Raw genomic sequence first — 19,264 nt, 5'->3', positions numbered from 1 at the left:
CCTCTTTTTCTACTGCATGAAAGGACCCCAGGACGGCTCGCGAACCTCGCCGGACTGGAGTGACAGAACCTGTTTCGTTCGGCCGTCCGTGGAGACCGCCGCCAGTACCGAGCGGCCGCCAACGCGGGTGGCATACAGGATGTATTTGCCATTGGCGGCGAAGCTCGGGGCTTCGTCGTTGGACGTATCCGTGAGAGAAGTCACGTCACCGTTGGACAGGTCCTGCAGCTGCAGGCGGAAGCCGCCCGAACGCGAGATGTAGGCCAGGTACTTGCCGTCCGGCGAAACGCGCGGACTGACGTTGTAGTTGCCCTTGAAGGTCACGCGTTGTGCTGCGCCGGATTCCTCGCCAGAGGCCGGCATACGGTAGATCTGCGGCGCACCGCCACGATCGCTGGTGAAATAGATGCTGCGGCCATCCGGCGAGAACTGCGGCTCGGTGTCGATCGCACTGCTGCGCGAGATGCGACGCAGGCCGGAGCCGTCGGCGTTGACCAGGTAGACCTGGGTGTTGCCATCGCGCGAGAGCGCCACGGCCAGACGCTGGCCGTCAGGCGACCACGACGGCGCGCTGTTATTGCCCTTCTGGTTCGACACCAGCGTGCGCTTGCCCGTGGCCAGGTCATGCACGTATACCACCGGTTTCTTGGCCTCGAACGAGACATAGGCCACGCGGCGGCCGTCAGGCGACCACGACGGCGAGATGATCGGCTCGCTGCTGGACAGCGCCACCTGGGCGTTCTGGCCGTCCGAATCCGAAATCAGCAGCTGGTAGCGGCTGCCCACCTTCGACACGTACGACAGACGCGTGGCAAATACGCCGCGCTCGCCCAGCAACTTTTCGTAGATATAGTCGGCGATCTTGTGCGCGGTCACGCGCAGCTGGCTCTGGCTGACGTTGAACGCCAGGCCGCCAAGGCTCTGACCCTTGACCGTGTCGTACAGGCGGAAACGCACCTCGTACTGGCCATTGCCGGACGGCGTCACGCTGCCGGCCACGAACGCGTCGGCGCCCTTGGCCTTCCAGCTGCCCAGGTCCACCTGGGCCGATTCGGCGACGGTGGCACCGGCCGGATCGACATTGCGGAAACGGCCGCTGTTGGTCAGGTCGGAACGGATGACAGCGGTCAGGTTCTGCGCGCCCTGGCCTTCGCCCTGGAAGTTGGCGGTGGCTACCGGGAACTGGTTCGAGCCCACGCCGGTGATTTCCACGTTCAGCTGCGCGTGCGCCGCGCCGGCCGACATCAGTGCCACAGCCAGCCAGGCCATCAGCGCGTGGCGGCCCTGGTCGCGGGTGATCTTGGTGGTCTGGCGCCGGGACAGCCAGTTAGGGACCCAAAGCTTTCGCATGCTGCTCCTCAGTCGATTTTGGGATTCATCGGTACGGCGGGCACAGCAAGTCGGGCACAGGAACGGCATGCAGCTTGGCGCATGCTCCGTGCGTGTACGTCTTGCACACTGCCGGCCGCGTCAGGCAACCGTTCATGGTAGCGATGGGACTGGCGGCCAACGATGAAGGTTGCATTATGTTGCAAATCATGGCGCTCTCGATCCTCAGCCGGTCAGTCCTTGGGGCGGAACGTGATCGTGAATTCAAACGACGGGGCCTTGCCACCCTCGTCGGTCGGCAGCGGATCCGAACGCTCCACGGCGCGTAACACGGCATTATCCCAGTCGGCGTCGCCGCTGGACTTGGCCAACCGCTTGGACAGGATCGAGCCGTCTGGGGCCAGGCGGACTGCCACCACGGCCGACGGATTGCCCTCCACGGTGCCGTTGAAGATGATGTTCGGCTTCACTTTGCGGCGCACCCGGTCGGAATAGCCCGGCGACGCCTTGCCGCCCGAACCCGCCCCCGAACCCGCGGCACTACCCACGCCACCGCCGCTCGACGACGCATTGCCACCGCCGGCCAGCGCCTGCAGGCGCGCCAATTCGCTCTTGCGCTGCGCGCTGGCCGCGGCGTCGCGCTTGGCCTTGGCATCGGCATCCGCCTTGGCCTTCGCCTGTTTCTCGGCGTCCGCCTTGGCCTTGGCCTGCTTGTCGGCGTCGGCCTTGGCCTTCGCATCGGCTTCCTTGCGCTGCTGCTCGGCCTTGTCCTTTTCCTTTTCGCGGGCGATCTCGGCGGCCTTTTCCTGCGCAGCCTTGTCAGCCTTGTCCTTGTCAGCCTTCTTTTTCGCGTCTTCCTTGCGCTGCGCATCGAGCTGCTGCTGGCGCTGCTCTTCCTTGCGCTGCGCGTCCTTCTGTTCCTGCTCCTTGCGCTCGCGTTCGCGGCGTGCGGCTTCCTCGCGCGCGGCCGCTTCCTCGGCCTGCTTGCGCTTCTTCTGCTCTAGCGCGATGTCAGCCTCTTCCTCGACCTTGCTGCGCACGGCCGGCTGCGGCGGCGTCGGCACCGGCTGCTCCACCGGGCGCGGCGGCGGTGCGGGCGTAACGTCGGGAACCTCTTCCCAGAGTTCGGCTTCGGCACCAACCGGCGTGCTGCTCTGCCAGTGCACGCCGTAATACAGCACGATGCCAAGCAACAGGTGCATCAGCAACGCGAGCAGGAACGACCGCGTCGTGCCGCGTTCCTTGACCGGCTGATACGGATAGGCGGCGGCCTTCGCGCGCGAAGGCCGTTGCTGCGGATGACGTGACGAGAGGCTGGCCACTTTGGGACGCAATATCGCTTACTTGGACTTGACCATCAGGCCGACACGCTTCACGCCATCGGCCTTGAGCTCAGACATAACGTCCAGTACGGCTTCATACTTGACCGACTTGGCGGCAGCAATCACCACTGGCTGGTCCGGATTCTCGTTCTGGCGCTGACGCACGAAATCGGTCAGGCCGCGTTTGTCGAGCTTGCGCTCAAACGATCCGCCCGAACTGTCCTTGCCGCGCGCCGTCAGCTGGCCGTCTTCATGCACGGTGACAACGATCGGCGGCGTCTGCTGCTGCGGCGTGGCGTTGGCCACCGACGGCAGGTCAACCACCGCCGGACTCACGATAGGTGCCGCCACCATGAAGATGACGAGCAGCACGAGCATCACGTCGATATACGGCACGACGTTGATCTCGGCGCTGGCCCGGCGGCGCGAACCGCCTCGGCGCTGGATGGCTGCCATGGCTGATGCTCCCCTGTCTGTTTAACGCGTCTGGCGTTGCAGGATGTTCAGGAATTCTTCCATGAAGCTCTCGAACCGGATGGCCAGGCGATCGATCTCCGTGGCGTAGCGGTTGTAGGCAATCACGGCCGGGATGGCGGCGAACAGGCCGATCGCGGTGGCGACCAGCGCCTCCGCAATACCGGGGGCCACCGACGCAAGCGTTGCCTGCTGCACATTTGACAGGCCGCGGAAGGCGTTCATGATCCCCCAGACCGTACCGAACAGGCCGATGTAGGGGCTGACCGAACCCACCGATGCCAGGAACGGCAGGTGCGATTCCAGCACATCCATTTCGCGCTGATAGGCGGCGCGCATGGCGCGGCGGGCGGCGTCCAGCAGTGCCCCGGCGTCGTTGCTGCGCTCGCGGGCCTTCAGGAATTCACCCATGCCCGACTCGAAGATGCGCTCCAGCGCACCGGTGTTGTGGCGGTTGTTCACGGCGCTGTTATAGAGCGCCTGCAGGTCGCCGCCGGCCCAGAAGTCCCGCTCGAAACCTTCCGTCTGGGTGCGTGCCGAGCGCAGTGCCAGGTGCTTGCGGAAGATATAGGTCCACGAGAACAGGGACATCACCAGCAGCAGCGCCATGACGGCCTGTGCCAGCAGGCTGGCGTGAAGGACCAGCGAAATGATCGACAGGTCTTGTGTGACGGTCACCGGATTCATCGAGCGTTTTTAATAGTAGCGAGAACAGGAGCAGGAATCGGGGCCGGACGGAAGGTGCCTTTATCGACACATCCCACACGGATATTGCCGCTGGCCAGCAGCAGGTCCCCGCGCCAGGCTTCCTGGGCGAATTGGACCGATGCGGGCCCAACCCGTTCGATATGCGTACGGATCTCCAGCTGGTCATCCAGCCGGGCGGGCGCATTGTATTCCACAGCGGTACTGCGTACGACGAAGACCACGCCAGACGTATCGGCAAGGGTCTGCTGTTCGATGCCGAGCGCGCGCAGCCATTCGGTCCGGGCCCGCTCGAAGAACTTGAGGTAGTTGGCGTAAAACACCACGCCGCCTGCGTCGGTGTCTTCCCAATACACGCGCAGCGGCCACACGAAATTTGGCATGGCCCGCATTGTAACGGAGCGCACTGGTTAACCCGTATGCGACTTTGCAACAGCAAGTTGCGGCAACAGCAAGTTGCGAGCCAGCGACCACAATCCCTTGACGGCGCAGGCTGCGCACGCTCCCAGCCGGCCCGCCGCCGGGTTGCGGCCAGCGGCGCGTTCGCATAAACTCTGCCGCAACCATTCCACCTTGCGCGACTGGCGAAGTCAGTGGGTACTACCACGAGGAAGCGCAAGTTCATTGGGCGTGAAGTAAAAAGCGCCTGCCGCTCGCCTGGGCAGCGAATGGGAAGCAGGGTGCGCCCTGTACCGGTCAGCCACATAGGGCAGCCCGGTGCTGGACGCCAGTGCCTTCCCGCGCGCCCTATCCGCGAAGTAATTCCCGCTTTAATACGATTGCGCCGACCTGCAACCGATGCTCCTGTCGATATTGCTGTCCGCTTTCCTTTTTACAGACGAGTCACGCCATGTTTGAACGCAGCCGTTTCACGATCGAGCAGATCGACCCCGAAGTCTTCGCCGCGATCCAGAAAGAGAATCAGCGCCAGGAAGACCATATCGAGCTGATCGCCTCCGAAAACTACACCTCGCCGGCCGTGATGGCCGCCCAGGGTTCGCAGCTGACCAACAAGTACGCCGAAGGCTATCCCGGCAAGCGCTACTACGGCGGCTGCGAGTACGTCGACGTGGTGGAGCAGCTGGCCATCGACCGCGTGAAGCAGCTGTATGGCGCCGACGCCGCCAACGTGCAGCCGAACTCGGGCTCGCAGGCCAACCAAGGCGTGTTCTTCGCCATGCTCAAGCCGGGCGACACCATCATGGGCATGAGCCTGGCCGAAGGCGGCCACCTGACCCACGGCATGGCGCTGAATATGAGCGGCAAGTGGTTCAACGTGGTGAGCTACGGCCTGAACGCCCAGGAAGACATCGACTACGACGCGCTGGAAAAGAAGGCCCAGGAAACGAAGCCGAAGATGATCATCGCCGGCGCATCGGCATTCTCCCTGCGCATCGACTTCGAGCGCATCGCCAAGGTTGCCAAGGCAGTGGGTGCCTACTTCATGGTCGACATGGCCCACTACGCCGGCCTGATCGCCGCCGGCGTGTACCCGAACCCGGTGCCGCACGCCGATTTCGTGACCACCACCACCCACAAGAGCCTGCGCGGCCCGCGCGGTGGCGTGATCCTGATGAAGGCCGAGCACGAGAAGGCCATCAACTCGGCCATCTTCCCGGGTATTCAGGGCGGCCCGCTGATGCACGTGATCGCCGGCAAGGCCGTGGCGTTCAAGGAAGCGCTGCAGCCGGAATTCAAGGCTTACCAGCAGCAAGTGGTGAAGAACGCCGCCGTGCTGGCCGAGACGCTGATCTCACGCGGCCTGCGCATCGTGTCGGGCAAGACCGAAAGCCACGTGATGCTGGTGGACCTGCGCGCCAAGCAGATTACCGGTAAGGAAGCCGAGAAGATCCTGGGCGACGCGCATATCACGGTCAACAAGAACGCCATCCCGAACGATCCGGAAAAGCCGTTCGTGACCTCGGGCATCCGCTTGGGCTCGCCGGCCATGACCACCCGCGGCTTCAAGGAAGAAGAGGCCCGCCAGGTGGCCAACCTGATCGCCGACGTGCTGGACAACCCGCACGACGAAGCCAATATCGCCCGCGTGCGCGAGCAGGTGGCAGCGCTGACGCGCCGCTTCCCGGTCTACGGCTGATCGAACGGACGGAATGGATCGCCCGCGGGCGATCTGAAGCGTATCTATAGTTAGTACGCACCAACGGCGCCGCTTGCCTCCGGGTGGCGGCGCCGGTTGACCCGCCACAACCCCGCAGCAGAACTCAAAGATGCAAAATGCGGGCTGGCATATTTCTTCAGGTGGTCAGGCATGAAATGCCCCTTCTGCGGTCATTCCAATACCCAGGTCCTTGACAGTCGCGTCTCCGAGGACGGCGAAGCCGTGCGCCGCCGCCGGCGCTGCGAGGCCTGCGACCGCCGCTTCACCACCTACGAACGCATCGAATTGTTCTTCCCGGCCATCGTCAAGAAGAACGGCTCGCGCGTGGATTACTCCCGGGCCAAGCTCAAGGACTCGATGCGGCTGGCCCTGCGCAAGCGGCCGGTCTCGGCCGAAGCCATCGACGAAGCCATCCTGCGCATCGAGGAAAAGCTGCTGGCACTGGGCGAGAAGGAAATCTCGAGCAGCCAGGTGGGTGAACTGGTCATGCGCGAACTGCGCAAGCTCGACAAGATCGCCTATATCCGCTTTGCTTCCGTTTATCGAAGCTTCGAGGATGTGTCTGAATTCCGCGACGTACTCGACGAGTTTTCGACACCTACCCCACGAAAGGGGTAGCCACTTCCCCAAAAAAGCTGTCTAATCTGCACTGACCTCCTTCGGGTAAGGAGGCGGGCGGACGAGCGCATTTCAATCGCACAAAAACAGCGCTGCGGCACAGCAGCGTCGCCATACGCGGAACCGGACCCACCAGAGGCCCGGACGCAACAGAATTCCAGCGCGCCGCGCAAAGAACAAAAAAGAACTGTCGTTTTTTTGGACGGGAGTCACAAATGGGTCAATCTCGCTGCCGGGAGGCAGCCGGCTTCACCATGCTTGAGGCATTGGTAGCCATTGTCGTGCTCGCCTTTGGCGTGCTTGGCGTGGCGAACTTGCTTATCAAGTCATTCCGCTTCGCGCAGCAATCCTCTTATGACGTCGTGGCGCTGCAGATAGCCGGCGACATGGCCGATCGCATGCGTGCCAACGACGCGCTGGCCAACACCGGTGTCTACGACAACTTCGACACAAGCGGTGGCGCGGGCACTGTCTCGGATAGCAACAATCCTTATGTCACGCCGTGCGCCGGCGCATCGGCAGCATGCGCGGCACTGACGGCCGCGTTCGACAAGGCCGAATGGGTGCGCCAGGTACAGGCCTCGCTGCCCGGGGGCCGCGCCGTTGTCTGCCGCGACGCCACCGCGTTCGATAGCAGCTCTGGCTACGACTGGCCGTGCGCAGCGGCCCCGGCCGGTGCCGCCGCCACCCCGCTCGTGGTGAAGATCGGCTGGGTGTCACGCTTCACGGATACCGCTGGAGTCGATGTGCCAACCGGCACAAAGATGGCCGATTCCCGCGATACGAAAGGCAATGCCAAGCCATTGATCGTCGTGGTCGTGCTTCCGGGGGCAACCAATTGATGCGCCGCTCATATCCGATCCGGCCGCACCGTGCCGCCGGCTATACGCTGGTCGAACTCATGGTCACGCTGGTGCTGACCCTGTTGCTGTTGTCGGCCGGCCTGTCCTTCTACATGCTGAGCCGCAACAGCTACGCCACGATCGACGACAGCGCCAACCTGCAAGAGCGTGGCAATTTCGCCATGTCAGTGGTGACGCGACAGTTGCGCCAGACCGCGTTCACGCCGACGGCCGATGGTATGGGACTGATGACGGTGGACGATCCCATGCTGGGCGGCGTCGACAGTTGCTCCAACCCGCTGGTCAAGACCGTCGCTGGCGTCGAGCAGCTGACATGCGCGGGCGGCACGTCCGTCAACAACAGCGACGCGGTCATGGTTCGCTTCTTCGGCATCTCCGACAGCACAACCAAGCTGCCCGACGGATCGATGGTTGACTGCGCCGGCATGGGCGTAGGCACATTTACCGATCCGGCCCTGGCCGGCCAGCAGCGCGGCCTCTCCGTGCTCTATGTGGCCACGGGCAGCAACGGTAAGCCGTCGCTCATGTGCCAGTACCCGCTGCGCAAGGACGGTGCGGTCGTGGCGGGCAGCTACGTGACGCAGGAACTCGTGCCCGGTGTGGAAGCGTTTCAGGTGCTGTACGGCATCGGGCTCAATGAAGACGAGGTGCCGGACAAGTACGTGCCCGCGTCCCAGGTAGCCGCCGCCGAATGGAAGCAGGTGCTGACCGCCAAGGTATCGATGGTGATCCGTACTGACAACGCCAGCGCCGACAGCACCGGCCCAGGCACGTTCAGCCTGTTCGGCGCATTGGGTGCCAAGACTGCCGATTCGTCGTTCCAGCCCACGCAGGACCTGAATTCGGCGCGCAAGCTGTTCTCCGCCACCGTGCAGATGCACAACTACCTGAGCTGCTTCCAGGGGGACAACTCATGCCTGTGAACGCAAGATTCAAGATGCGGGCCCGCGCACGTACCCAGCACGGGGTAGCGCTGATCACCGCCGTCATCATGCTGCTGGTCATTACGCTGCTGGCTGTGGCCGGCGCACGGGCCGCGCTCGATTCCAAGCGCAGCTCGCGCAACCAGCGCGATTTCGACATTGCATTCCAGGCTGCCGAAGCCGCACTGCGTGACGCCGAGGTAGACATTGAAAGAGGCACCCGCGCGGCGAAATTCGACCCCACCCAGCCTGAAGGTTTCACGGTGGGTTGCGGCACAAGCGCCGCCGCCGGCACGCCGACATTGGGACTTTGCGACACGCTCTCGACCTGGCAGACAGCCAACATCTGGGACAGCGTCAACTGGACGGCTACCACCGGCCAGAACACCGTCGAGTACGGCACGTTCACCGGTCTCGTCTTCCCGACCGGCACCGGCCTCACGCCTGGCCGCAAGCCGCGCTACCTGATCGAAATGCTCCAGGACACCGAACTGGGCGAGGACGCAGGCCTTAACAAGGTGCCGAAGTATATCTACCGGGTCACGGCCGTCGGCTTTGGCCCCAACGACACGACAAGGGCGATGGTGCAGATGTACTACCGGAAGATGGAAGCCAAGCCACCGGCGACCTGACTCACATCCCTGCACACTCGACCAGACAACCGAACCGGGACTCACCTCATGAAGATCCTGCAACGATTGCTACCGCTGGCGGCCCTGCTCTGGGCCGCCGCGATCGGCGCCGCGACCACGCCTACCGTACCCACGGTGGCCATTGCTACCACACCGCTGTATGGCAAGGTACAGAACCTGCACCCGAACCTGATGCTGACGCTGTCCGTGGAATTCCCCACGACCGGCGCGGCTTACCGCAGCGCCTACAGCCCCGGCACCGAATACGTCGGCTACTTCAATAGCGCCAAGTGCTACGCGTACGACGCTACGAACGGCTACTTCACGATCAGCGGCAACGCATCGGCCACGCGCACCTGCAGTAGCGCGTTCAGCGGCAACTTCATGAACTGGGCGGCATCGTCGGCTATCGACATGCTGCGCCTGGCCATGACCGGCGGCGACCGCGTGGTGGACACCCGCACGCAGACCGTACTGCAACGCGCCGTCCTGCAGGACGACTTCTTCAAGAGCGGCAGCTACTTCCCGCTCAAGTCGGTCAGCAAGGCCAACAACAGCGTGTCGCCCAGCGAGGTGACGCCGTTCAGCTACACCACGCTGTACATGGCATCGTGCGGCAACCACATCTTCTTCGCGAACTCGGACAGCAGCGGCTTGAGCTGCAGCAACCTGGGCCAGTATGCCGACCAGTACGACAAGAAAGGCAGCCTGACGGAACGCCGTGCGTTCCGGGCCCAAGTGCAGGTGTGCGACAGCAGCGAAGCCACTTCGCGTACCGACCTCTGCTTCAGCTACGACGGCACCAACTACAAGCCGGTGGGTGAAATGCAGCGCAACGCCGAGCGCGTGCGCTTTGCGGCATTCGGCTATTTGAACGACAACTACAACAACGGCAACCTGGCCCAGAACGAACGCTACGGCGGCGTATTGCGGGCGCCGATGAAGTACCTGGGCAATTCGGCCGTCAACACCGATCTGAAGACGATTACCAATACCGCCAAGGAATGGGACGCCTACGGTGTGTTCGTATCGAACCCGCTGAGCGACACCACCGGCAACAGCGGCGTGGTCAATTATCTGAACAAGTTTGGACGAACTACGATCGCCAACCTTGGCAAGCCCACCGACAACCCCACGGGTTCGTACAAGACCTACGATCCGCTGAGCGAGTTGTTCTACGAGTCGATCCGTTACCTTCAATACCACCCGGACGGCCCGACGGCAGACGCAGTCAACAATCTGACCACGGCCAACACCGACAACTTCGCGGTCTACTCCAAATGGAGCACTGACCCGATGCTCAACAAGTGCCAGCGCAACTACGTGCTGACTATTGGCGACATCAACACGCACCAGGACAACTACATCCCGGGCAACAACAACACGAGTCGCGGCGATCCGGCACGCAGCAGGGACACCTACAGCGACTTCAACGTCGTGGACTGGACGAATAAGGTTGGTGCACTCGAAGCCAACAGCCCGAATGTCGGCAACCCCTATCCTCTGAGCTCGCTGGCGAGCCTCGGGACAATGACGCACCCCACGTCGTCGAAGTCCACGTACTACATGGCCGGCGTCGCCTACTGGGCCCACACGTCGGCGTTCCGGCCGGACATGCCCGATGCCCGCGTGACCACGTTCGGCATCGACGTCAACGAGAACGGCAACGGTACGGTCGGCGACACCCAGCGCAAGAGCCAGATCTTCCTGGCAGCCAAATATGGTGGCTTCCTCAACGCTATCAAGGAAGGCGGCAACAACGACGGGAACCCGTTCCAGACCACGGTCAACGGCAAACTGACCAACAGCACGGCTGAATGGGAAACGGCGACCGGCTCGAATCTGCCGACCAACTGGTTCCTGGCCAGCCAGCCGGCGGACATGATCCGGTCGATCCGCAAGGTGTTCGACGTGGTGGCCAATTCGGGCGGTACGCTGGCGGGCATCGCCCTGAGCAGCAACACGGTCTTTACGGACCAGACCGTCTACACCCCCGGCTTTGACAGCCAGTGGAACGGCAAGCTGACCGCCTACCCGCTGGTACGCGGCACCGACGGCAACGTCACGGTGAGTTCGACTTCCAAGTGGGAAGCCGGCTCGCGACTGTCCAGCCGCACCGCGGCGTCCCGCACGATCTACACGCTGAACAGCCTGACCGGCGCCGGCGCGCCGTTCCTGTGGGACAACATCTCGAAGGACCAGCAAGCGCTGCTGAACCTGAATCCCGACACCGGCGGCATCGACAGCCTGGGCTCCAAGCGGCTCGACTACCTGCGTGGCGACCGTAGCCAGGAAAACGACGGACTGGGCAATGGTGGCGTGTTCCGCCAGCGCCAGACCAAGCTCGGCGACATCATCAACTCTGCGCCGGTCTATGTCGGCGCGCCGACCGCAACGCACGTCGGCACCGGCTACAACACGTTCTACGGCACGTACAAGTCGCGCACGCCTGCCGTGTACGTCGGTGCCAACGACGGCATGCTGCATGGCTTCAACGCCACCACCGGCGACGAGCTGTTCGCCTACGTCCCCAATGCGCTGTTCGGTTCGCTGAACCAACTGGCATCCCAGACCTACAACCACCGGGCCTATGTCGACGCCACGCCGACAATCTCGGAGGCCCAGGTCGGCGGCAACTGGAAGTCCGTACTGACGGCGGGCTTCGGCGGCGGCGCCCAGGGCGTATTCGCGATCGACGTCACCGACCCGACCGCCTTCGGCAGCAGCAATGTCCTGTGGGAATTTAGCGATCAGGACGACGCGGACATGGGCAACGTCATGGGCAAGCCCCAGATCGTCAAACTCATGAAGAGCAAGGACGACAAGGGTGTGCCGCAGTACGAATGGTTCGTGATCGTCGGCAATGGCTTGAACGCCAATCTCGAGGACAAGAGCTTTAACGCGCAGGCGCCGTCGGTACTGTTCATCCTGTCCCTGAACAAGAGCGCCTCGGAGAAGTGGAAGCTCAACACCAACTACTGGAAGGTCACGGCACCCGTGCCGTCAGCCGTACCGCCGTACACCACCGCCAACGGCCTGAGCACACCCACGGTGGTGGCCGGCAGCACCGAGGCCGCTCTGAACGCCTATGCGGGCGACCTGCAGGGCAACCTGTGGAAGTTCGTGCTGTCCGGTACCAGCGATACCTGGAACAGCGGCGAGAATGGCGCCCTGCCGGCCTACGGTGGCTTCCCTGGCAAGCCGATGTTCATCGCCACCGACCGCGTGACCGGCACCCGTCAGCCCATCACCATGCAGCCATCGGTGGCCTACGCCCCAGGCGGCTACATCGTCCTGTTCGGCACTGGCAAGTACTACGAAGCGTCCGATACCACCGCGAGTCCGGCCTTTGGCAACTCGTTCTACGGCATCTATGACGGCAACACCACGCAATTCGCCGGAGATCGTAAATCCCTGAATCGCCTGGACACCAAGCTGACCAGCGACGGCTCCGCGATCACGTTCTCGGGCACTGCGGTCGCCCCCGGTTTCTCGGGCAATCGCAAGCCGGGCTGGGTCATCGACTTCGTGGACAACACCGAGCGCCAGATCACGTCAGCAGCGCTGTCGGGTGGCTTGATCTACTTCAACTCGGTGTACACGGCCATCGATAGCTGCAACACCGCCGGCGGCAGCCGCAGTTACGCTCTGAACACGCTCACCGGCGCGCCGGTCAACGTGACATCGGGCGTACAGTCTTCCACCGGCCTGCTCGGTGCACCGACGATCATCGTGATTACACGTTCGTCGGACACGCGCGGATCGGTGGGCGGCTATCTCCAAACCACCGTGACGCGCGTCCTGAGCTTTGGTCCGGACGGCTCGCTGACCGTGAACAACGGTGGCAACACGGGCTCCGGCTCCGGCAACCCCAAGGATGACCCCAGCGCCAGCGTCAAGCGCGAGGGCCGCCAAGGCTGGCGTGAAGTCCGCAACTTCAAGATGAACTGATACGAGGCCACCATGCACATGCATACGGCACGGCGCCAGGCCGGCTTCACGCTGGCCGAACTGATGGTGACGGTAGCCATCATCGGCATCCTGGCGGCCTTCGCCTACCCTTCCTACCAGGAGTTCATCCGCAAGGGCCGGCGCACAGAAGCCAAGGCCGCGCTGATGGAGAACATGCAGCTGTTCGAGCGGCATTTCTCGCAGGTGAACACCTACTACGGAGCAGGCACCACGACCACCTGGGCGAACTACAAGACCTACTCGGGCGACAGCCCGACCGGGGCCAAGTACAAGGTCAGTGCAGGGCCATGCACCGGCATGACCGACAACGGCCAATGCGTGGAACTGACGGCGAAACCCAACGCGAATTTTGCCGACCCGATATGCGATGCGCTGGTGTTGCGCAGCACCAATGAAAAGCTGGTTTCCATTAGCGGCGCTACCCCGGCAGTTGTCGCGAACTGCTGGTGACAGGTTAAGGTGACAGCCATGACTTCCCGTACGTCCACGCTGCCGCGCCACGGCGGCTTCACGCTGATCGAACTGCTGACCACCATGGCGGTGGCCATCGTCATCATCGGCTTTGCGGTGCCAAGCATGACCACGTTCGTGAAGAACCAGCGGCTTCTGACCGCCGCCGACAGCCTCAATGTGGCGTTGACGAAAGCGCGCACAGTAGCCGCTGCCAGCAACAGCTACGTAACGGTGGCCCCCATCGACGGCGACTGGAAAAAGGGCTGGCGGCTGTTCAACGAACACGCCGCACCCAACGGACAGTACGAGGCGGCCAATGACACGTTGATTGCCGTGTACGACCCCCTGCCGGACGACATCAAGTACGCGTACGACGCGACCAATGGTCTCGGCTACATCTCATTTTCGCCAATCGGCTATTCGCAAACGGCTGACAAGACGCAGATGGCCATGGCCATCATGTTCACGCTGGGCAGCGCCCAACGGATGGTGGAAGTCAGCCTGCTGGGGCGTTCACGCGTCTGCACGCCGGTCGCCCAGGATCCCAACGGGTATTGCACGATGCCCAAGATCAGCACCGCAAGCTGATTTCAGCTGGTGTCCGCCGGGAGTATTCCGATACTCCCGTCTTCGAATCGTCCGACCGCCACTCGGACACACATTGACGCAACCCTGTCACATCCGGACACGTTTTACCCCCCCGCCCGCCGCTATCGTGGCCATCCGTTCCCATCGAACCGATGCGCCATGCCTTCCTCGGCTTTCTGCTCACCTTCTTGCCTACCCCGCCGCCCCACTTCCGCCCGTGGCGCCTCGCGCCGTAGGATCAAGGGCGACGTACTTGTCGAATCGCTGGTCTGCCTGGCCATCGTCGGCCTGGGCGCGATTCCGCTGGTCACGCTCGGCAGTGCCTGGCTGCGTTGGAGCGGCAAGCACGAGCGGCTGAACGGTGCGCTGCGACTTACTCTGGCGATTCGATCTCGGACATTTATCCACCGGTGCCCGTGCATCGCTCCCCACCCGCATGCATCGTCAGCGCGGTACCGCCGGTGACAACACCGAGGCCCCGGTCGTCGTACAGACCGGCACCACGCCGCTCATCATCTACGGCACTGGCAACGAACTCTCCGCGATACCCGATCGTCCCGGCATCCCACGCGTCCCGGTCAGCATCTAGGCGTTACCGAAGGGCGATGGCGTTGTGCTCAGGTCGGCGCAAGCCGACACCGAGGCATCGGCAAACGGCTGGACTCTGACGCTACCCCGGCCCGGCGAGCGCGTGGATGCGCTGTACAGCGCCAGCCCGGTCCACCTTGGCTTTACAACCGTGGACACGGACGGGCAACGACGCAGCTATCTGGTCGATGCCATAAGCGGCACGTCCGTGACTACGCGGGACCCCGATGGCACGCCGATTCTTGCCGTCACCGGCCTGCCATGGGCGAGTCACGGCATGGCAACCCCTATCGCGGTCATATCAACGCTCGCCACGGGCCACACCATGGCACCCGGCACATCGACCCGCGACGCGTTCAGGCTGGATCTCTGGCAGGCGGATGGCAACACCGCAACGCCGTTGCAGCACGCACGCTGGTACCGGCGGCGCGGACGACTGGGCTGGCGGGAACTGGTGAGGTCACCGCAATGACGCCGCTGCCCATTCGCATCGCCCGCGGTGCCGGCTTCAGCGTGGCCGAGCTGCTGGTCGTGGTGGCCATCGTCACCGTGCTGACGATCCTCGCCGTTCCCGCCTGGCAGCGTCAGGCCGAGCGCGGCTGGCGCACGCAGGCACGCGGGGAACTGGTGTCGGCCATGCTCGCGCTGGAGCGCCATGCATTGGTGAACCTGACGTTCGCCAGCACAGCCGATGGCACGACGCCGGCCGGCGAATGGCCGAAAGCTGCCCCCCACCACCTGCCCGCACCCGTCACTGGCTTACGGCCACCAGTTGCGACGGCGTCGCACTGTCGCGCTGCGTGGACGTGCGCGCGGCCCCGGTGCGGCCCGACCCGCTTTGCGGCACGCTGGTCCTGCGCAGCAGCGGAGAGTGGCTTTCTCTGCCCACGCCGGACTGCGTAGCCATGCCCTTGCCGCCGGAGTGCTAGCGCCATGCCACGTTGGACGACAATGCACCAGCATGGCGTAACCGTGACCGAACTGCTGGTATCGCTGGCGGTATCGGCGGTGCTTGCGGTGGCCGCATGGCCCACCATCGGCACGCTCATCGCCGAGCAGAGCGCCGGCCATGCCGCAGACCGCCTGGCGGCGTCGCTGGCGCCGGCGCTGGCGCGCACCACGGCGGCGGCGAGGCGGACGGAGGTACGGCTGGGGCCGATCCCCGGCGCCGATTCCCTGGACCGCGGCTGGCAACTGACGGCACAGGGCGCGCCGCCTGAAAACTGGACGCCGCCATTTTCTGTTGTCGCCTTGCCCGACCGCTGTCTGCGCATCACGCTGCGCGCCACCGCAGGCACCGCGACCACGCAAAGCCTGCGCTGGACACCTGTGGGATACTCACGATCTGAACGTGGTGGCTTTCTGGCCGCCACATTCCTGGTGCGTTGTCACCAGGCGCAGCGCCAGGCACGGCTCGGCGCCCAGGGACGCATCCGGATCTGCCGGCCCGGTGCCGATGCCGATTGCGACTGACCAATCCGCAGGCGCCAGGTACCCGTCCGCCGATCCGGATTTCCCAGACTTTCGATTGACCGGACATACCATTTCAGGCCCGACTCGCCACACCATGTTTTCCGATTCCGACCACACCGCCATGGCGCAGGCCCTGGCACTTGCCGCACGGGGCATGTACACCACCACGCCGAATCCTCGCGTCGGTTGTGTCCTGATGAAGGACGGACAGGTTATCGGACAGGGCTACACGCAGCCGGCCGGCCAGGATCACGCCGAAATCCAGGCCATGAAGGACGCGATTGCACACGGTCATGACCCGGCCGGTGCCACGGCTTATGTCACGCTCGAACCGTGCAGCCATTTTGGCCGCACGCCGCCATGCGCCGATGCGCTGGTGCGTGCAGGCATCGCACGCGTGGTGGCCGCCATGGAAGACCCGAACCCGAGCGTATCGGGCCGGGGCCTGCAACGGCTGCGCGACGCGGGCATCGACGTGCGTTGCGGGCTGCTGGAAAAGGAAGCACGCGATCTCAATATCGGCTTTGTCTCGCGCATGACGCGCGGCCTGCCGTGGGTGCGCGTCAAGGTGGCCGCCTCGCTGGATGGTGGCACCGCCTTGCACGACGGCACCAGTCAATGGATCACGAGCCAGGCCGCGCGCGACGATGGCCACGCCTGGCGGGCCCGTGCCTGCGCCATCCTCACCGGCATCGGCACCGTGCGGGATGACAACCCCGCGCTGACCGTGCGCGCCGTGGCCACGCCGCGCCAGCCGCGACGCGTGCTGGTCGATTCCCGGCTCGAAGTGCCGCTCGACGCGCAGATCCTGCATCGGGACACGGGCGACTTCGCCAAATCCGTACTGGTCTTCTGCGCCGTCGAGGACAAGGCCCGCCAGCGCGCGCTGGAGGACCGGGGCGCCGAAGTCGTGGTGCTGCCCAACCGGCACGGCAAGGTGGAACTGCGCCGCATGCTCGAAGCGCTGGGCGAGCGCGGCATCAACGAACTGCATGTGGAAGCCGGCTACAAGCTCAACGGATCGCTGATCCGCGAAGGCTGCGCCGACGAACTGCTGGTCTACATGGCGCCCCGGCTGCTGGGGGACGCGCAGGGCATGTTCAACCTGCCGCCGTTGACCCGGCTGGAAGACGCCGCGCAATTTCGCTGGCACGAGGTGCGGCAGATCGGTGACGACCTGCGCCTGATCGCTCGCCGCGCCGACAGCAAGGACTGACAACCGTATTTATCGTATTCAGACAGAGGCAAGCATGTTTACTGGCATTGTGGCGGCCGTGGGCCGCATCGAAACCGTTTCGCCGCTGGGCGATGCCAACGCGGGCGTGCGTTTGCGCGTGGCCGCTGGCGATCTGGACCTGTCCGATGTGGGCATTGGCGACAGCATCGCCATCCAGGGCGCCTGCATGACCGTGGTCACGCTGGAAGCCGGCCACTTCGACGTGGATGTCTCGCGCGAATCGCTCGACAAGACCGTGGGGCTGGACCAGCCGGGCCGCGTCAATCTCGAAAAGGCGCTGCGCCTGGCCGATCGCCTGGGCGGCCATCTGGTCTCGGGCCATGTCGACGGCCTGGGCGAAGTGGTCCGTTTCGCCCCGGTGGGCGAGTCGCACGAACTTCGCATCCGCGCCCCGCGCGAGCTGGGTCGCTACCTGGCCTACAAGGGCTCGGTGGTGGTGAACGGTGTGTCGCTGACTGTCAACACCGTCAGCGACGAAGCCGATGGCTGTGTATTCTCAATCAACCTGATTCCGCACACCGTGGAAGTGACCACGCTCAATGAACTGGCCCCGGCCAAGCGTGTGAACCTGGAAATCGACCTGATCGCGCGGTACGTGGAGCGGATGCTGTCGGCGTCCGGCGACGCGGCCATCCCGGCGCGCTGACCGACGCGTGTAGCAGCCAGCGGGGGCATGCCCCCGCTGGTGCCGCGGCGGTCTCATGGGGCCTCATCACAGCGGCCCCATCCGGCGGCGTCACTCGTCGCCCTTCGTCCCCACCGTCTCGGCCACCTTGCGCGTGGCAATCCAGTCGCCGATGGCCAGCATGACGGGGCGCTCCCTGCCCGCAAAGCCGTGCTGCGAGAAGGCTTCGCACGGCTCGCCGCGTACGCCCTTCGCACCCTGCACCGTGATCAGAGGAATGCTGCCGTGGCGTGCCGCGATGGTGCGATATTGCGTCAGCGGGCACGGGTCATCCTGGTGATGGACGAACAGCTGGTCCACATGCGTGGCAGTCCAGTCGAAATCCCACATCGCCAGACCATGCGCCGGGCCACGGCCCCGTCCGGCACGCGGATCCGTGAACGTTGACGTGTGGACGGCGCCATCGATCCGGCCGTCCAGCTTGCGGGCCAGGAATGCGGTGGATACCGTGCCGTAGCTCGTACCGATCAGATATATCTTGCTGACGCCCTGCTGCGCCTTGAGCTTGTCGATGGCCGCGGCGACATCAACCGCATACTGGTCCGATTCGCGGTAGCTGTCATCGCAGTTCGTCCAGCGATCCTTTGGGCAATCCACCAGCACGGTCATGACGCTGTCGCTGACCAGATGCCGGCGCGCGCGCACCAGGAAATTGCCGCGCAACTGGAATTCCGGCGCTCCGCTGGCCTGTGCCTCCACCCTCAGCACGCCGGGATAGCCGGGAAACAGCAAGGCCGCTGTCGTCGGCTTAGATCCGGGCTTCTTGCTGACCACGAGATTTAGGTCCGTGCCGCGTGCCAGGCTGACTGTGGCGACGCTCTCGTCCAGTGCCGCCTCTTGCGCGGATGCCACCAGGCCAAGACAAAGTCCGGCCAGGGCCAAGGCAAATCGTGTGGCTCGCAGCATGATTCCCCCTCTTCGATGTTTTTTCTGGATGTGCTCGGCCTGAAAGACAAACGGCCTCCAGCAAGCATAGCGGAGGCCGTTTGCGATGGCGCCAACCGCGCCGGATTTACACCTTGATGTCGATGTTGTTGCCCAGATGCGGCGGATTGCTGCCGCCCGAGACGGCCGGGGCCGACTGGAGCAGCTGGGTCATGCTCTGCGCCTGCAGGTCCAGCGTCTTGCGCAGCATCAACAGCGCGACCGGATCGCTGCCGGCATCGGCTGCGCCCAGCGAACTGACGAGGGAAGTCACCATAGGAATTACCTGACGAGTTGATCAAGAATGCGGCCGCCCGACGTGTACGACTGCGCCATGACGCCGCATCCGTATTGTCGGC

At 64.2% G+C, this 19,264-nt stretch carries 20 protein-coding genes and 1 riboswitch; of the genes, 13 read left to right on the top strand and 7 right to left on the bottom strand.

The features are described from left to right. Positions 1–9: 9 nt before the first annotated feature. The 5 genes from tolB to ybgC all read right to left on the bottom strand — a co-directional run bounded on the left by tolB (position 10) and on the right by ybgC (position 4,213). Entirely contained in the window at positions 10–1,350 is a 1,341-nt protein-coding gene (gene tolB, locus CYJ10_RS07990; protein WP_101680951.1) for a Tol-Pal system beta propeller repeat protein TolB, read from the bottom strand. A gap of 212 nt (positions 1,351–1,562) precedes the next feature. Beyond that, on the bottom strand, positions 1,563–2,651 hold the full coding sequence (tolA, locus tag CYJ10_RS07985; protein ID WP_101680950.1) for a cell envelope integrity protein TolA: 1,089 nt from the start codon (positions 2,649–2,651) through the stop codon (positions 1,563–1,565). A gap of 18 nt (positions 2,652–2,669) precedes the next feature. Continuing rightward, positions 2,670–3,107 (bottom strand): protein TolR, encoded by a 438-nt coding sequence (gene tolR, locus CYJ10_RS07980; protein ID WP_101680949.1) that lies wholly within the window; start codon positions 3,105–3,107, stop codon positions 2,670–2,672. Between the two features lie 21 nt (positions 3,108–3,128). Continuing rightward, on the bottom strand, positions 3,129–3,812 hold the full coding sequence (tolQ, locus tag CYJ10_RS07975) for a protein TolQ (protein WP_066731701.1): 684 nt from the start codon (positions 3,810–3,812) through the stop codon (positions 3,129–3,131). Further along, positions 3,809–4,213, bottom strand: coding sequence for a tol-pal system-associated acyl-CoA thioesterase (gene ybgC / locus CYJ10_RS07970; RefSeq protein WP_101681071.1), 405 nt, complete (start codon positions 4,211–4,213; stop codon positions 3,809–3,811). Before ybgC ends, tolQ begins: the two co-directional genes overlap by 4 nt. A 184-nt stretch (positions 4,214–4,397) precedes the next feature. Beyond that, positions 4,398–4,500: riboswitch (ZMP/ZTP riboswitch) on the top strand. A 180-nt stretch (positions 4,501–4,680) separates the two neighbouring features. Between ybgC and glyA the strand changes: the two genes are divergently transcribed. The 13 genes from glyA (at position 4,681) to CYJ10_RS07905 (ending at position 17,942) form a co-directional block, all read left to right on the top strand. Beyond that, positions 4,681–5,928, top strand: a complete 1,248-nt coding sequence (gene glyA, locus CYJ10_RS07965; RefSeq protein ID WP_101680948.1) for a serine hydroxymethyltransferase — start codon at positions 4,681–4,683, stop codon at positions 5,926–5,928. A gap of 171 nt (positions 5,929–6,099) precedes the next feature. Further along, positions 6,100–6,567, top strand: a complete 468-nt coding sequence (nrdR, locus tag CYJ10_RS07960) for a transcriptional regulator NrdR (protein ID WP_101680947.1) — start codon at positions 6,100–6,102, stop codon at positions 6,565–6,567. Positions 6,568–6,782: 215 nt separating this feature from the next. After that, positions 6,783–7,409 (top strand): type IV pilus modification protein PilV, encoded by a 627-nt coding sequence (gene pilV / locus CYJ10_RS07955; protein ID WP_101680946.1) that lies wholly within the window; start codon positions 6,783–6,785, stop codon positions 7,407–7,409. Beyond that, positions 7,409–8,353, top strand: coding sequence for a PilW family protein (locus CYJ10_RS07950; protein ID WP_101680945.1), 945 nt, complete (start codon positions 7,409–7,411; stop codon positions 8,351–8,353). The genes pilV and CYJ10_RS07950 overlap by 1 nt, the downstream gene beginning before the upstream one ends. Next, positions 8,344–8,985, top strand: coding sequence for a pilus assembly PilX family protein (locus CYJ10_RS07945; RefSeq protein ID WP_101680944.1), 642 nt, complete (start codon positions 8,344–8,346; stop codon positions 8,983–8,985). Before CYJ10_RS07950 ends, CYJ10_RS07945 begins: the two co-directional genes overlap by 10 nt. 48 nt (positions 8,986–9,033) lie before the next feature. Beyond that, a complete protein-coding gene (locus CYJ10_RS07940; protein WP_101680943.1) occupies positions 9,034–12,936 on the top strand; it encodes a pilus assembly protein in 3,903 nt (1,300 codons plus the stop codon). A 12-nt stretch (positions 12,937–12,948) separates the two neighbouring features. Continuing rightward, positions 12,949–13,407 carry a type IV pilin protein gene (locus tag CYJ10_RS07935; RefSeq protein ID WP_101680942.1) on the top strand — a complete coding sequence of 153 codons (459 nt, stop codon included), beginning with the start codon at positions 12,949–12,951 and terminating at the stop codon, positions 13,405–13,407. A gap of 18 nt (positions 13,408–13,425) precedes the next feature. Next, complete coding sequence (locus CYJ10_RS07930) at positions 13,426–13,998, top strand: GspH/FimT family pseudopilin (RefSeq protein ID WP_101680941.1); 573 nt, start codon at positions 13,426–13,428, stop codon at positions 13,996–13,998. A gap of 691 nt (positions 13,999–14,689) precedes the next feature. Next, positions 14,690–15,058, top strand: coding sequence for a hypothetical protein (locus tag CYJ10_RS07925; protein WP_146001996.1), 369 nt, complete (start codon positions 14,690–14,692; stop codon positions 15,056–15,058). After that, positions 15,055–15,489 carry a type IV pilin protein gene (locus CYJ10_RS07920; protein ID WP_257993162.1) on the top strand — a complete coding sequence of 145 codons (435 nt, stop codon included), beginning with the start codon at positions 15,055–15,057 and terminating at the stop codon, positions 15,487–15,489. Before CYJ10_RS07925 ends, CYJ10_RS07920 begins: the two co-directional genes overlap by 4 nt. Positions 15,490–15,519: 30 nt before the next feature. Then, on the top strand, positions 15,520–16,059 hold the full coding sequence (locus tag CYJ10_RS07915; protein WP_101680939.1) for a prepilin-type N-terminal cleavage/methylation domain-containing protein: 540 nt from the start codon (positions 15,520–15,522) through the stop codon (positions 16,057–16,059). Between the two features lie 94 nt (positions 16,060–16,153). Further along, positions 16,154–17,275, top strand: a complete 1,122-nt coding sequence (ribD, locus tag CYJ10_RS07910; RefSeq protein WP_101680938.1) for a bifunctional diaminohydroxyphosphoribosylaminopyrimidine deaminase/5-amino-6-(5-phosphoribosylamino)uracil reductase RibD — start codon at positions 16,154–16,156, stop codon at positions 17,273–17,275. Positions 17,276–17,309: 34 nt separating this feature from the next. After that, the gene (locus CYJ10_RS07905; protein ID WP_101680937.1) at positions 17,310–17,942 is read left to right on the top strand and encodes a riboflavin synthase; all 633 of its coding nucleotides are present in this window, start codon (positions 17,310–17,312) and stop codon (positions 17,940–17,942) included. Positions 17,943–18,032: 90 nt separating this feature from the next. On the opposite strand, the gene CYJ10_RS07900 is transcribed toward CYJ10_RS07905, so the two are convergent. Further along, the gene (locus tag CYJ10_RS07900; RefSeq protein ID WP_101680936.1) at positions 18,033–18,887 is read right to left on the bottom strand and encodes a serine aminopeptidase domain-containing protein; all 855 of its coding nucleotides are present in this window, start codon (positions 18,885–18,887) and stop codon (positions 18,033–18,035) included. 106 nt (positions 18,888–18,993) lie between these two features. Next, positions 18,994–19,182 carry a YjfB family protein gene (locus CYJ10_RS07895; RefSeq protein WP_029051078.1) on the bottom strand — a complete coding sequence of 63 codons (189 nt, stop codon included), beginning with the start codon at positions 19,180–19,182 and terminating at the stop codon, positions 18,994–18,996. Positions 19,183–19,264: the final 82 nt, after the last annotated feature.

Source organism: Cupriavidus pauculus, assembly GCF_002858765.1.
GTDB lineage: Bacteria > Pseudomonadota > Gammaproteobacteria > Burkholderiales > Burkholderiaceae > Cupriavidus > Cupriavidus pauculus_B.
The sequence above is the reverse complement of the archived record's forward strand: the minus strand, read 5'-3'. Positions and strand labels throughout refer to the sequence as shown.